The 13853-nt window shown below is 68.5% G+C and carries 11 protein-coding genes; 5 read left to right on the forward strand and 6 right to left on the reverse strand.

Features of this window, described 5'->3' with window-relative positions:
* Positions 1 to 303 precede the first annotated feature (303 nt).
* The 3 genes from PH189_RS25655 (at position 304) to PH189_RS25665 (ending at position 2242) form a co-directional block, all read left to right on the forward strand.
* Entirely contained in the window at positions 304 to 1026 is a 723-nt protein-coding gene (locus tag PH189_RS25655; protein WP_274191688.1) for an AfsR/SARP family transcriptional regulator, read from the forward strand.
* A 214-nt stretch (positions 1027 to 1240) separates the two neighbouring features.
* Entirely contained in the window at positions 1241 to 1987 is a 747-nt protein-coding gene (locus PH189_RS25660) for an AfsR/SARP family transcriptional regulator (protein WP_274191689.1), read from the forward strand.
* Between the two features lie 54 nt (positions 1988 to 2041).
* Positions 2042 to 2242: a hypothetical protein gene (locus PH189_RS25665; RefSeq protein ID WP_274191690.1), complete on the forward strand. Its 201-nt coding sequence runs from the start codon at positions 2042 to 2044 to the stop codon at positions 2240 to 2242.
* A 30-nt stretch (positions 2243 to 2272) separates the two neighbouring features.
* Here the strand turns inward: PH189_RS25665 and PH189_RS25670 are convergent, their stop codons facing one another.
* Both PH189_RS25670 and PH189_RS25675 read right to left on the reverse strand, forming a co-directional pair.
* A complete protein-coding gene (locus PH189_RS25670; RefSeq protein WP_274191691.1) occupies positions 2273 to 2914 on the reverse strand; it encodes a class F sortase in 642 nt (213 codons plus the stop codon).
* Positions 2911 to 3366: a hypothetical protein gene (locus PH189_RS25675; RefSeq protein WP_274191692.1), complete on the reverse strand. Its 456-nt coding sequence runs from the start codon at positions 3364 to 3366 to the stop codon at positions 2911 to 2913. Before PH189_RS25675 ends, PH189_RS25670 begins: the two co-directional genes overlap by 4 nt.
* Positions 3367 to 3690: 324 nt before the next feature.
* Here PH189_RS25675 and PH189_RS25680 point away from each other — a divergent pair, with 324 nt between their 5' ends.
* Positions 3691 to 5142 carry a tyrosinase family protein gene (locus PH189_RS25680; protein WP_274191693.1) on the forward strand — a complete coding sequence of 484 codons (1452 nt, stop codon included), beginning with the start codon at positions 3691 to 3693 and terminating at the stop codon, positions 5140 to 5142.
* Positions 5139 to 5918 (forward strand): copper chaperone, encoded by a 780-nt coding sequence (locus PH189_RS25685; protein WP_274191694.1) that lies wholly within the window; start codon positions 5139 to 5141, stop codon positions 5916 to 5918. Before PH189_RS25680 ends, PH189_RS25685 begins: the two co-directional genes overlap by 4 nt.
* A gap of 335 nt (positions 5919 to 6253) precedes the next feature.
* On the opposite strand, the gene PH189_RS25690 is transcribed toward PH189_RS25685, so the two are convergent.
* The 4 genes from PH189_RS25690 to PH189_RS25705 all read right to left on the reverse strand — a co-directional run bounded on the left by PH189_RS25690 (position 6254) and on the right by PH189_RS25705 (position 13511).
* Positions 6254 to 6385, reverse strand: a complete 132-nt coding sequence (locus PH189_RS25690) for a hypothetical protein (protein WP_274191695.1) — start codon at positions 6383 to 6385, stop codon at positions 6254 to 6256.
* A gap of 202 nt (positions 6386 to 6587) precedes the next feature.
* The gene (locus tag PH189_RS25695; protein WP_274191696.1) at positions 6588 to 8756 is read right to left on the reverse strand and encodes a zinc metalloprotease; all 2169 of its coding nucleotides are present in this window, start codon (positions 8754 to 8756) and stop codon (positions 6588 to 6590) included.
* Between the two features lie 1202 nt (positions 8757 to 9958).
* Positions 9959 to 11572, reverse strand: coding sequence for a hypothetical protein (locus PH189_RS25700; protein WP_274191697.1), 1614 nt, complete (start codon positions 11570 to 11572; stop codon positions 9959 to 9961).
* A gap of 661 nt (positions 11573 to 12233) precedes the next feature.
* Positions 12234 to 13511: a hypothetical protein gene (locus PH189_RS25705; RefSeq protein WP_274191698.1), complete on the reverse strand. Its 1278-nt coding sequence runs from the start codon at positions 13509 to 13511 to the stop codon at positions 12234 to 12236.
* Positions 13512 to 13853 lie beyond the last annotated feature (342 nt).

Consider the following 13853-nt stretch of genomic DNA (forward strand, 5'->3'; position numbering starts at 1 on the left):
GAGCGGCCTCGCGGCGACGTTCGCCTGATGTCACCCGGCGCACTCCTCCCCGTAGCAGGGGGCTCGGTGTCAGCCGCACCCCCTCGTCGGGTGGCCCGCTGAGCACGCCCGACTGGTGATGCAGCGTGACCGAGCTGCGTGGCACGGGGGATCCACCCTTAAGGCGCAGCGACCTCGGACGTCTGTGACAGCTCAGTGACGGCTGCGGCCTACCGTCGACCGCGCCGTTGGGACGGGGAGGCTGCCATGGTCGAGGCGACGGAGGGAGCCACGGGCGACGCCGAGGGCGCCTCGGGACGCACCGTGCTGCACCTGTTCACGGGTCCGACGGTGACCGTCGACGGCCGTCGGCGCGCGGTACCCGAGGGCAGCAAGCGGCTGCTTGGCTACGTCGCCCTCCACCGTCGGCGCATCGACCGTCGCCAGGTGGCCGGCGCCCTCTGGCCGGACGGTGGCGACGACCGCGCCGGCGGAAACCTGCGGTCTGCCCTGTGGCGACTACGCTGCGCCGACATCGATGTGCTCGACGCCGACAAGTGGACCCTCGGCCTGCACGAGGGCGTGGCAGTGGACATCCGCGACGTCCACGCGTGGGCCGAACGCCTGATCAACGGAGTACCGGGCATCGACGACCTCGCCGTCCGGCCGTCCTGGATCGACGCCCTCGACCTGCTGCCAGGGTGGTGCGAGGACTGGGTGCTCTACGAACGCGAGCGTCTGCGGCAGCGCACGCTGCACGCCCTCGAGTCACTGAGCCGCCGGCTCGCGGAGGCCGGCCGCGCCGCCGACGCCGTCGACGCAGCGCTCCTCGCGGTCTCCGCCGAGCCGTTGCGGGAGAGCGCCCAGCGCGCCCTCATTGAGGCGCACATCGCCGAAGGGAACCGGGCCGAGGCGCTCCGCACGTATGAGACCTATCGACGGCTGCTGCGACGCGAGCTCCACGTCGACCCTTCGCCCGCGTTGCTGGCGCCGCTCAGAATGGGTTCGCGAGAGCATTGGCGGCCATCCCCATTGGCGCGCGCCTGAACGAAACCTCCGCGGAGAAACGGTTCTCGCGATCAACAGGCAGTGACGTCCCGTCGACGCTGCGATTCTCGTCGGACGGCGCCGGCAATCGTCACCCGTCTGCGCCATTCTCGTCGTCCCCACGGGCGTTGATTTCCCCCACGGTTCCTCTGCACGATAACGCGGCAGTCCGTCTCGCGGGGGGGTGGCCGGTGTGAGCGTCTCGTCCTCTCACGTGCCCGCCACGGCGAGTGTCGGGCGACCGGAGGAGCGCCGGTGTGCCCTCCGCCTGCTCGGCGGCTTCCACCTCGTCGACCACGGGCGCCCCGCGACGCTGTCCGAGACGGCCCGGCGCCTCGTCGCCCTTCTCGCCCTCCGAGGACCCATGACGAGGAGACGGATCGCCGGATACCTGTGGCCGGAGGCGACCGAGCGGCGCGCCCAGGGGTGCTTGCGCACGGCGATGTGGCGGCTGGGCCGGGACACCGACGTCCTGTGTGCCCGCACCGACGTCGTGCGCCTCGCCCCGGACGTGTGGGTCGACGTCGACGTGTTCTTGAGCGAGATTCGGTCGCTGACGCGGGGGGACCGATCGGTCGGAGCCGCGCTCTGCACCCACGGTGAGCATGTCCTCGAACGCCGAGACCTGCTCCCCGAGTGGGACGACGATTGGGTCGTCCTCGAGCGGGAGCGGTTGCGCCAGCTCCACATGCACGCACTCGAGGAATTGGCGACGCTCTGGGCGGATGAGGGCCGCTGGCGCGAGGCGCTGGACGCCGCACTCCAGGCCGTGGGTCTCGAGCCCCTCCGCGAGAGCGCGCGCCGGGTGGTGATTGGGATACACCTGCGCGAGGGCAATGTCGTCGAGGCTCTGCGCCATTTCGACGAGTACCGGGTGCTGGTCCGTCGGGAGCTGGGAATCGAACCGAGCGGGCACCTCACAAAGATCATCTCGGCGGCGTGCTCGATGACGGACCGGTGACACCTTCGTGCTCCACTGGCGTCGTCAACATCATGACCGCGTTACGGTGGCCACGTGGAAGTGTCAGGAGACCGGCAGGACGCCGTGCTCGTTATCTCCGTGTGGCGTGAGCCCGACTGCCACCCGAGCTTCCGCGGACGCGTCCTCGCGGGCTCGTCCGACGAAGAGCTCCCCGAGGCAGGACCGGTGACGAGCCACGCCGAGATCCTCGACGCCGTGGCCGCGTGGCTGCGCCGGCGGATGCCGGAGGACTGATCTCGCGGTCGGCCGCCCGTTGCCCGGGGCTCAGGCCGGGGTCGCGAAGACCACGACGTTGTCGAGATAGGTGCGGCGCACGCGGTCGAACGGGCCGCCGCAGCTCACGATCACGAGGCGGGCCGGTCCGGCGGCGCTCGCGAGGTCGCCGGGAAGTTCCGGCTTCGCGTAGTGCCGCACGGCGGCGACGACGTAGCGGACCTCCCCCCAGGTCGTCAGGACCGACACCGCGTCGCCGGGGCCCAGGCGGTCGAGAAGGAAGAGGGCGCCGGGCCCGTCGGCGGCAGTGTCGACGTGGCCGGCCAGGAGAGTTGAGCCCGACCCGCCATCCGGGGACGCGCCTGCGCGCCACCACCCGACCCTCGCGGGGTCGTCGGGCACCTGCAGATCGGCGCCGGGGGCGTCGACAGGATCCACCGGGGCGTCGACGTCGAGCGCGGGGATGAGCAGCCGCGTCGGTGGACCCGGTGGGGTCTCCGCCGCCGTGGCCCGGGCCGACGTGACCAGCGCGGGGAGCGAGGGTGGTGTCGACGCGATGGAGGCCGTCGGCGGGACGACGCCGAGGTCGATGTCGGCGTCGACCGCTCGGGGCGCCAGGTCGAAGCCCCAGACGGCGAGGGCAACGCCGGTGACCACCGCGACGAGGGGCAGGGCCGCGCCGCCGCGGGTCATTGGTCGCGGCGACGCCGCATGAACGCCACGACCCCCGTGCCCGCGAGGACGAACCCCAGCACGCCGACGGCGATCGACCCCGCTGCATCGCCGGCGGCACCGGCGGCGTCACGGTCCCCGCCGCTGCCCGCGTCCACGCGTGTCGGCGGTCGGGCGCTGGTGCTCGTGGTGGTCGTCGTCGGGTAGGTGTACGGCTCTTCCGGATACGGCTGCTGCGGATACGGCTGCTGCGGATACGGCTGCTGCGGATACGGCTGCTGCGGTGGCTGGCCGTAGGTCGTGGGCGTGGGCCGCGAGCAAGAGAAGACAGCGATCAAGATCCCGATCACCACGACGGCCAGGACGATCAACGTCAGCCACAGCGGCCGCCGCGACCGGGTCGGCGGGGTCGGGGGTGCCCCGTACGACCCTCCCGACGAGCCGCCGCTCGGGGAATCGGGTCCGTAGGTCATCGCCGGCCTCCTCGAGTCGCCGACCAGGACATGCTGTGGCCCAGAGTCGAGGCCCCGCGTCACCCGGTCGTCACGCACGGAGGTGTGCGCTTGAAGCGCGGCGGACCTGCGCACCTTCCGTGGTTATGGACGCCACGACCGCCACCCTTTCGGAGGCTCCGGGAGAGCGGCGACCAGGAGCACACTACGCAGAGTCGCGATATCTGGGATCAGGAGCTGTCGCCGGGCCGCCCCGGCCCTCCTTCGAGCAGACCCGCGTCCGCCCAGGGACATCGCGGGCGCGACAGCGACGCCGCATCCGGCCCGACGACAGGGGGGAAAGCCGTGACCATTGTCCGACGCGAGGTGTGGTCGCTCGAGAACGAGCAGGCCTGGCACCCGATCCTGCACGCCTACGCGCTCGCGGTGCAGGAGATGCGGGCACGCCCGGCCCACGACCCGACCAGCTGGCGCTACCAGGCGGCGGTCCACGCCACCACCGACCGCCCCGACAAGTTCCGCAACCAGTGCCAGCACAACAGCTGGTTCTTCCTGTCCTGGCACCGCGCCTACCTGCACTACTTCGAGCTCATCGTCCGCGACATCGTCAAGAAGCTGCCCGACGGCGAGGTGGACGACGAGACCCGCGAGGGCTGGGCCCTGCCCTACTGGGGCTACGACCGCGGCGACGCACAACGGGTGCTGCCGCCGTCGTTCCGCCAGCCGACTCTGCGCGACGGCGTGACGCCCAACCCCCTGCGCATCGCCCAGCGCGACGCCGGCATCAACGCCGGCACTACGCGACTCACCGTCGGCGACGCCTCGTCGGTCGCCGCACTCGCCGAGACCGTCTTCACGTCCCCGCCCGACGGGGCCTCCACCGCTTTCGGCGGCGCGAAGACGCCCCCGAACCATTTCCGGGAGTCCCAGCTCGCGGTGCCGGGCACGCTCGAGATCGTCCCCCACGGGCAGGTACACAACCGGGTCGGCCCGTTCATGCGGTCGTTCGACACGGCACCCCTCGACCCGATCTTCTGGTTGCACCACGCGAACATCGACAACATCTGGACACGCTGGGGTGGGCCCGATCCGACCGACACCGCCTGGCTTGACCAGACTTTCGATTTTCACGACGCGAACGGCACGCCCACGACGTCGACCGCGGAAGAGGTGCGTGAGACCACGTCGCTGGGCTACCTCTACGACGACGCCGGGCCCGTCCCCGGCCCCCTGGAGGCCGACATGTCCCCGCACGAGCGCGACGTCCCCGACCGGCCCGCCGAGCTCATCGGGGAGACCGCCGATGACATCACCCTCGCCGGGAACGCGACCCGGGCGGCCGTAGCGGTGGGCACGCCGTCCGGACCCCTGTCGACCGCGGAGGAAGCCGCACCGACCCGGGTCTACCTCACTGTCGACGACGTGCGTGGTCCCGTCGCCCCGAGCATCACCTACAACGTCTACCTACACGCCCCGGACCAGGACCCGACCACCGAGGATGACTTCTTCGTCGGCCCGATCAACTTCTTCGGGGTGGAGCAGACGGCGCGGGCCGACACCGACCACGGCGGACTGCGTTTTGCCTTCGACATCACTGATCTCTACCAGAGGCTCCGTGATGCCGGCCGGTGGGGTGACGAGATGACCGTGTCGTTCCTCCCTGTCGAGGCCGAGACGGTGCCCCCCGACCAGCGCGACGACATCGGTGCCGACCAGGCCGAGGTTGCCGAGGCCGCCACCGAGGACCTGGCGTCGGCCCCGGTCGACGTCGGTCGCGTGGGCGTTTACGTCCAATGAGTGCGGCCCCGGTCGCGCCCGAGCGACCGGCCTGGTGGGTGCGCCTCGACTGGTACCACCCAGAGTGGACGCTCGGGGTGGTCACGGTGCTCGCATGGGCGATCCTCGTGCTCGCGCACGGCGCCACGTCGAGCGGCGTTGTGCCCGTCGACGGCATGCCGGCGATGCCGGGGATGGACCACGGGGACGCCGCAGCGAGTACGGCGCCGACCGTCTCGGCGTGGGCGACTGGGGTGGGCCTGTGGCTGGTGATGGCCGCCGCGATGATGCTGCCGTCGCTCCGAACGGCGATGCGAACGACCAGCCTGACCAGCCGGTGGAACCGACGGCATCGTGCCGCGTGGCTCCTCGCGGCCGGCTACCTCACCGTCTGGGCGATCCCGGGTCTCGCCGTCGTGACCGTGCTGTCCGTCGTGCCGTGGACACCACCGGTGTGGGTCACCGGCGTCCTCCTGCTCGTCGCGGCCGCCTGGGTGGCGACGCCGGTACGGCGAGACTCCCTGGCTGCCTGCCATCGAACCCGCCGAGTCCCCGGTCAGGGTCGACGTGCAGACGCGGCCTGCGCGCGGGAAGGCGTCCGCCTCGGGCTCGCCTGCGTCGGTACGTGCTGGCTGATCATGCTGGCGGCGACCCTCGCGACGCACGACGTGCTCCTGATGGCCGTCCTGACCGTCGTGGTCGTCGCGGAGAAGGTTGTCGAGGACCGGCGTCGGCGCCTGCCTGCGTGGACGGCAGGCACGCTTGTCGTCCTCGCTTTCGGGGTGTTCTTCCTCTAATGGAGGCGGTCGTCGCCCCGGACCACAGTCACCGTTGTCGTCCGGACTCCTCCGCCACGCGTGCACGGTCCGGTCGGGCTCGACGGCTGGGACACGGGCAGCGCCGCCACCGCGGTCGCCTGGGTCGGGGAGGCCGTACCGGTGACCACCCCGACCGTGCCGAGGACCGCATCGACAGTCATCCCCGCCTCACGCATCTGGTCGGCGAGCTCGGCGGTGTCGAGACGCCGATTGCCAGCGATGGTCACGACGACGACACCTGATGGTGTTCTCGCTCCCGGGTACGGGCGTCTCCTCGCTCGCGTGGGCGCGGGTGGGCGGCCACGCGCGTCGACTCACAGCGGAGCCTGGACGAGTCCTGCGCCGACGTCCACCGACGGCAGCGCGAGCTGGCGCGCATCGCGGACCTGTCGTCCCCAGTCCAGCAGCTCGTTGGTCGAGCCAGAGCCGTCGACCCGGACGAGCACGCATCGGCCACCGAGCTCCCGGTCCGGTCACACCCTCAGCTGGACTCGATTCCGGAAGAGTCGGTTCAAGGGGCGGTGAGAGGACTTGTGCACGAACAGCGGCGCTTGTCATCGCTCCTGCGGCAGAGGGTCGGCCGGCAACTGAAGCCGCCGGCCGGCCCCTGCTCGAGGCGGTGCACCAGCTTCGCGCAGCGGCTCTCGACTACGACGTGGGCAGGGCGGCGCGGGCGTCCTCGACGCCGCGGGTGAGGCCCTGTAGCACCGGCTCACCTACCCCGCGGCCGCGCAACGTCGGCACGATGTCATCGAGCACCTCGTGGGCCCGCCCGGTGTGCCCTCTCCTCGCCTCTGCTTCGGCCAGCGCCCGCATGGTCTGGTTCAGCGAGACGTTGTCTAGCCCGGGGCCGGCGACACCGGCCGCCTTCGTGGTCTGGACGACCTCGCCGAGCAGGGCCGCGCTCTCATCGGGACGCGCCGGGTGGACACGGATCTCCTTCTCGGCGGTCAGCTCCTTGAACGGCCGCCGGCCGGGGAAGCCGCGGGCTAGGCGGGCGTAGAGGGCCAGTGGATGCCGGCCGTGCTCGGCGATGACCTCGCCGAAGGCGTCGTTGCCGGTCTGCAGCGCGGGTGACTCCGACCCGAGCACCTGGAGGAGCTGGCCCTGCTCTGGGCCGCTCAGCAGCTCACCGACTCGCTCGTCCTCCTCGGTCAGTGGCGGACGGATCCGCAGGCGGATCGGCGGCGAGACCACGTGGGAGCCGTCCGGGGCGATGTAGCGAGCCCGGAGCTGGTACTCGCCAGGTGCGTCGAAGTAGGTACCGGTCGCTCCGGCCCCGATATAGGCGCTGTCGTAAGCGGCCCGTCCCGGGACCAGCCCTCGGGGCGGAGCGTCCTCTGCGCACCGTCTCAGCATCGGTCGGTAGGGCACAACGCGCCCCGATGGGCGGCGGATTGCGATGCTGACCAGGCCGTGTTGGGGGTGCAGAGTTGGCACCGCCTCGGCGCCGCGGGTGTCGGTCGTGCCGAGCTTGATCTCGACCACCACGGGCTCGCCGTAGGCGTACACCGCGCGCGTCCGTAGCTCCAAGGTGAAGCCGGAGTGGTCGTCGATCGGGGCGTTGAACACCACCGGGTCGAGCTCGGCGGCGCCCGTGCCGAACGGGTTCCCGCCCATGATCACGTCTTCGCGGAAGCCGTGACGCAGGTGGACCAGCTCGGCGGCGGTGAAGGAGAACCGGAAGTCGTTCCAGTACGCAGCGGTGCCACCCGGGGCGGGGGGCGGCGGCTGGTAGTTCTGCGCGTAGTTCATCCACGATCGGTCGCCCCGGCCGTTATTGGGTCCGAGCGGAGCCGGCGGATTCCCCACGTGCTTCTCCCAGGAATGGAGCAGGTTGAAGCAGTGCCCGAGTTCGTGGACGTAGGTACGCAGGGCCGCGCGCTGAGTCGAGGCGTCGGTCCCTGCGACTTGGTCGTTGAACACCGCGCAGCCCTGTCGCTGGAAGCCGTCGCCGGTGGCAAAATCAAACATGATCCCGCGCACGGGATCAGGGTCGTCGAAGGCGGTGGCCACCAGCAGCCAGACGTTCCATTGCGGGGCATCGGCGAAGCGACTGAAGTTGTTGACCATCGCCGCGTGGAGTTCCCTTGCGCTCCATCGAGCGTTCGAGCCGGCGTCGGAGCTCGCGACGGCGTTGGTGGTGCCCGCCGGCCGCAGGTCGATCCCGGCCTCAGCAAAGGCGCCCGACACAGTCAGAACCCGCCGCAGCTCGCCTGGCGGGAGAGGCAGAGAGCCGAGGTCGTAGGAGGCGAACGGGACCTGGCCCGCTACCGAGTCCAGCTCGATGGCGACCGTACGGAAGTGGGTGGAGACGAAAGCACATGTCCACGATGCTCCGTCCGGTGCCTGCGCCGAGCTCCACCGCACCACGGCGGGGCCGGGGGCCCCCGTCGCGGAGCGAGCCACGTCCACCTCGAGATGCTCCGGGCTCGTGGACCAGGTCGAGGTAATCTCGCCTTCGATCCGGACGCCGGACGCCCGGGCCGTCATACTGGGCGAGGACATCAGGAAGCTACCGATGTAGTTCGTGGTTCCGCCCGCCGCGCCGAAGATGTCGCCGCTGACTCGAGGGGCGCTGACGGCACCGCCAATGTCGATCCGCAATTCCATGAGGCCCGGCGAACTGTCACGATTTCCGCGATAGCTGCCGTCTAGTTCGCCCACGGCGCTGGGCTCGTCCTCGACGCGGTGCGCGGCCCCTGCCTCGATGCGACCGTCGCCCACTCTGTCGGCGTCGATTCGTGTTTGGGTGCGCATCAAACCCCCAATGGACGTCTGGCCAACCCCGGAGGTGATGGTACTGAGCGTCGTCACGCCCGGGAACAACGCAGGCAAATGGTGGCAGGCCTCCGTCACCCGGGCGTCACAGTCCGCTTCGCACGCATACTCAGTACGTCAGCATCTATACCTCTCTTCTGCGAGCTCGATTGGGAGGTTGACCCTGGCACCGGACACGTCAGCCGAGGTGGACCCGGTCCGCCAGTGAGGATGTTGTCCGTGCCCGCACCTCACCCGGTGGTTACCGGCGTAGCGCCGTCGAGCTGGCTCGCTTGGGCGAGCAGCCCGTCGCCGCGATCGCCAAAGACCTCGGAATATTCGAGTCGCGTCTGCGGGAAGCCAAGCTCTTGTTGAGTGGCACCTGGCTGCGCCCGCCACCATGCGCCATTTGCCATCACCAGCTATTCGACAGACGTGTCACTCGTCTGAGCCCCCGGCCACCGAGATGGATACGGCGCCGTCGACCGGTGATTCAACGCCCATGGGCTCTGGTCACTCGACGTCGGTTTAACGTGCGGGTGTGCACTCTCGGTGGCACGCTCGATGGCCGACCGGCGTGTCGCGTCTAGGTTTCGGAGTAATACTGGCTGTCCGAGCGCGATACACGCCGCCGCTTTGAGGACGGTAGCGTCGGCAGGTTTAACAGACGCGTCGCTGTCCGTCGTCGCCAGTGCTCTCGCCCAATTCACGGTGACCGCGGGCTCTGACGCGCCTGGTACGGGCACCAGGACGTCCACGATTGCCGGGTGGCTGACCAAGCTCGTTTGTTCGAGGAGCAGATATATCGCCGCCCGCTGGGCAGGGTCGGTCGTGCGCGCGCCGTTCATCAGCAGGTCCGCAACGCGTCTTGGAGTGGGCTCGCCACCTGGCCGCCTTGCCGGGGAGGCGGGCGCAGAGCTTCCTTGTGGGGCCTTGGTGCGGACGTCAACGAAGGGCGGCGCCGCCGTTCTGGGCCAACCAACGATGTCGTTCTTCTGCGACCGTCGGCCAGGAGAGGTTCCCGGCTCTTCATGGTGCGGCACTCCCACGTTGCACACCTCCAAGCATGTAACAGATGGCGACAAGCGATGCGAGCCGCACAGGATTGGCGGACTTCCGGACAGATGATTGCTGAACATCATCCCACGTGGGGTGGCAGCACGAGACTCGTCTGACTCACCGAACGAACATGCGTTTCTGGCACGAGGTCTCACGTCCACGTACGAGCATATCGGGCACGTCTCCATCTTGGCCGATGGTCAGTTCCTGGCGGGCGGTGGGCGCAACACCGTCCAGACTCGCCCGTTGGCCGCTCGGCGCTTTACGGTCGATCGGCTGGCCGAGCGCGGTGCCGGCACGACCACGGGGGGCGGTGGGGGTGCACACAGCCGCCTGAGAAGCTCCTCCTCGACCGCTTCGGTCCAGGTGAATGCTTCGCGGTGATCCCCTTCGGACGATTCGACCTTGACCGCGGGACGGTCGATGGCAAAGCTGCTTCGCGCCTCATCGAGCGTCGAGACCCCCGCAGAGCTCGGCTGTGCCAGGTCCGCGACCCCGAGGCCCTGCTCCCACGGGGAAATCGAACTTGTGGACGGCTTCGCCCTCTTCCACGCCAACCCGATGAGTAGGGAGCACGCCGCCCCGGCTACAGCCGCGACGAGCACAAGCCACGGCCAGCGCCCCGGGCTGAACAGCACGACCGCCCCAATTCCCAGCAGGAGTACCACTGAGATCACCGCTGCGCGGCGTACGCTCGTCACGAGCCGGCTCGCCATCTGGTGCTCCGCTGGCTTTGCTACAAATACTAGGATTGCGGCCATGATCGAAAGCAGTGCGGCGGCGACCTGGTTTTGCGTCACGCTCGGCACCTGGCCCGTCGTGCCGCCCGAGCTGACCCACCATGTGGCGCCCAGCAGTACTGTGCTCAGTAGCGATGCGAGAAGGCTCGCGGTCAGCCAGCCCCGGCGGTGCACACCCAGATGCACCTGCGCTCTAGATAACGAGCCATTAGGAACATCGAGGGCATGCAGGCCGACTACCGGGAATCCGCCTGCCACGTGGTCCCATGATGGGCGCTCCGATGCCTCGTTTGGCCGACCCGCCACGAGCGAGGCGCAGTCAATCGAGACACCCGCCGGAGCCTCCACCTCGAAGTGGTAACCGCGTGCGAGCTCTGCGGAGGGAATGGGGAAGCGGATGATCGTTGGGGTCCAGCCGATCGCGGCGAGAAATCGAGACGGTGACAACGGCCCGAGGCGCTCGCCCGGCCTATCGTATCGTTTGGTATCAGTGTTGTATCCACTACGCTTGTAGGTCAGCGAGAGGGGTTCGTCGAAGCGGTAGCGGGCGATCCGCCGGTGCGGCCCGTTGTCATCAACCGTGACCAGTAGGATGAAGTTGTTAGCTAGGCGCTGTATAAGGTTGCCAGCCGCCGGGTCGTTCATGAGGGCCTGGGCATCCGGTCCACTTTGCCCGTTCTTCGCCCGTGTAATGGCCTCAAACATCTCCTCCTGCGTCCCGAAAGACACATCGTGCGCGAGAGCAAGGACGTGTGTCGAGGTCTCCGAAACATTCGGGGTGATCTCGGCGAGGACCAGGATCATCTGCTCGGTCAAAGCCTGATTATGCCGCAGTGTGATCATCGACAACGGCTGCCCGTCCATATCTTCGACCCCGAAGTTCACTAGCGTCTTGCGCCTCATGATCGTGAGTGGAACGAGGCGCACCGTGCGGCCCATGCCGCATCTATAGCGGGGCGCTTCACCAGGGACGATATAGTCCAAGCTGACCCGACGAACTGCGGTGCGATCGTCATGGAAGCACACGCGCTCCACCCGACGGTTCACCCAGCCTTTGCTGTCCATCAGCATCACGAGGATCGCTCGTGCACATGTGGGGCAAGACAGAGCCGCGCTCCAGAGATCGTCGGGACGAAGGGCGGCCGGCTCGACGTCGTGGTAGTGACCGGACACGGCGACGATGTAGTCGCGACGTCTCGGGTCGTCACTATGGTTCGCCGTGTGCCGACAGCGTGCGACGCCGATGCGAGTTGTCATCGTTCCCCCCGATGTTCTTTCCTTGCAAAGGCTTGCGAGAGCCCTGGTTCTCACCGAGCGTGACAGGGCACGGGACGTGATCGGCAGGTCCGACACCCGATAGTCGCAACGAGGCCTTCATCGTGAGCCGTTAGCAGTCGTGCCGGGGTGCAGGGCGGACGGAGGTGGCGGCGGTGGCAACTTCGGAGCCCCGGGAGGGTGTGCAGCGTCCCAGCGCGCCGAGTGTCGTCCAGCAGGGGGTATGTGACCTGACTATGTAGGGCCCACAGCATCCACTGATCCCGATGCGCCTCAAGACGCTGCTGGCGCACCCACCCGAAGTTCCCAGCACACCGAGCCAACTGGAGCGGAACTGCGTATCGCCGTCGGGCCGATCGTCTTCCACGACCCGACCGTGGCCGCAGGAGCCTTCTTCTCACGCGGTCTTGGGGCGCTGCCCGGCCGATGGGACGGTCACAGGCGCTCGTCGACGGCCGCCTCAGCGCGCACGGTTCGAGCTGACCCACGACCACAGGCGACGCCTCACACCGAGAGGCGGAGGCGTCGGGCTATTCAGCGTCGCTCGGGGCGGTCCCGGGCTGGTGGTTGGCGCAACTACCGCCGGCCTGCTGGTGGTGGATGCGGGCTGCGCAACAGCCGCCTGGGGCCGCTTCTGCTCCGGGTCCTTCGGCCCTGCCAAGTTATCCATGATACTTCTCGCTCGCCTGTCGATCGACCCGGTGAGAAGCTGCTGAGCGTAACCGAATACTAGCGCGTACGCGAGTATCTGCTCTTGCGAATCGAGTGCACTAAGGCCCGGAATGAACTCTCCACGAATTGCAATGAGAGCACCCACGGCCGTGAGGGCACCAGTAGGCACCTTGAGGAGCGCGAGACAAACTGGGATGTCATACGGAGTGGCAGTGCCACGCATATCTCGGATTGACACCGCCGCGGCGAGTGCACCTCCGAGTAGGCCGAGCAATACAACCGCCACCATATCCCACTGACTTGGCTGACGAAAGTCGCCATCCCCCGTTGGGCAAGCCACATATTCCGGCGGCGCACCCGGAGCATTGGGCCCGAAGCACAACGGCAGAAGGGAGGGGTTGAGGGACGCAACCACACCGAAGACGCCGCCGAGTACGGCGATGAGGAGGGTGGAAATTAGAAGGACGTTGCGAAGATTGCGGATGCGTGCAAGCTGACGATCCGACGCGTCGTAGCCAGCTTCCACCACCTTCTTGAGCAAAGTTCGCAGTCCCCTCCCGTTCGGCTCCAACAGCTTCCGCGCCTCGATGCGCACCGGGTCGTCTCGTTGAAGTGCAACTTCGACCCGAGAGATGGCAGCCGGGATCTCAGCCTCGACCTCGTCCTCGTCGTACAGCCTGACGGCCTCCGCCTCGGCCTTATGCAAGTAGCCGAAAGCGGCCTCGACGTCGGCTCCCCTCCACCAGCTGAGAAAGAAGCGGCGAGGAGGGTTTCCCCCACGGGCAGCACAGCAGGCTCGCTCGAGCAAATCGAAGATGTTCTCAACAGTAACGTGAGCAGACCTGTAGTCATCCGAGTCGTCGATCTCCACGAGCCTCGTCTGCACGCGGGCCCTGAGAGCAGCGGCCGCCACTTCGATCTGCTGAGTCCATGCACGCCCGACCTTACCCTTCCGCGAAGGCACCGAACTGGTACCGGGGAGTTCGCGACCGTTGTCCGCGACCCTCCAGGAAGTCGCCGAGCTGCCAATCGGGGCGGCGTGGCCGTCCTTCACAAACTGAGTCATCTGCCACCTCCTCTGTTGAATCGGCCAGCCGCCGACGCCTTCGAGGTGCAGGAAGACCTCAAGCCAACCGAAGATAGCTATCGGTCGACAGATCCCACCCGTGGAGCGAGGCCCAGGCCGCCGGACGTTCGGCGGCAAGCTTCGGCGGTGCTGCGTCACCCGGCTGTCACCGGGCCAGTCATTGCGACGCTGTGGTGACGCCCGGCCTTCCAGAATGCGCGCACGCAGCCCAGTGAGGACCTATGACGGACACGACCCCAAAAGCCTCAGAGGGAAGCGGAGGCGCCGCCTAGAGCCTGTCTGGTGGTTCATGAGATCCAGGCCAGGGTGGCGCGGAAGGTG

Origin of the sequence: Actinomycetospora chibensis (genome assembly GCF_028737215.1) — a bacterium.
Lineage (GTDB): Bacteria > Actinomycetota > Actinomycetes > Mycobacteriales > Pseudonocardiaceae > Actinomycetospora > Actinomycetospora chibensis.

Bases quoted from the DNA above. Each gene is read 5' to 3' on its own strand.
- PH189_RS25685 (WP_274191694.1), top strand. From the start codon at position 5,139: ATGAGTGCGGCCCCGGTCGCGCCCGAGCGACCGGCCTGGTGGGTGCGC.
- PH189_RS25705 (WP_274191698.1), bottom strand. From the start codon at position 13,511: ATGACTCAGTTTGTGAAGGACGGCCACGCCGCCCCGATTGGCAGCTCG.
- PH189_RS25675 (WP_274191692.1), bottom strand. From the start codon at position 3,366: ATGACCTACGGACCCGATTCCCCGAGCGGCGGCTCGTCGGGAGGGTCG.
- PH189_RS25670 (WP_274191691.1), bottom strand. From the start codon at position 2,914: ATGACCCGCGGCGGCGCGGCCCTGCCCCTCGTCGCGGTGGTCACCGGC.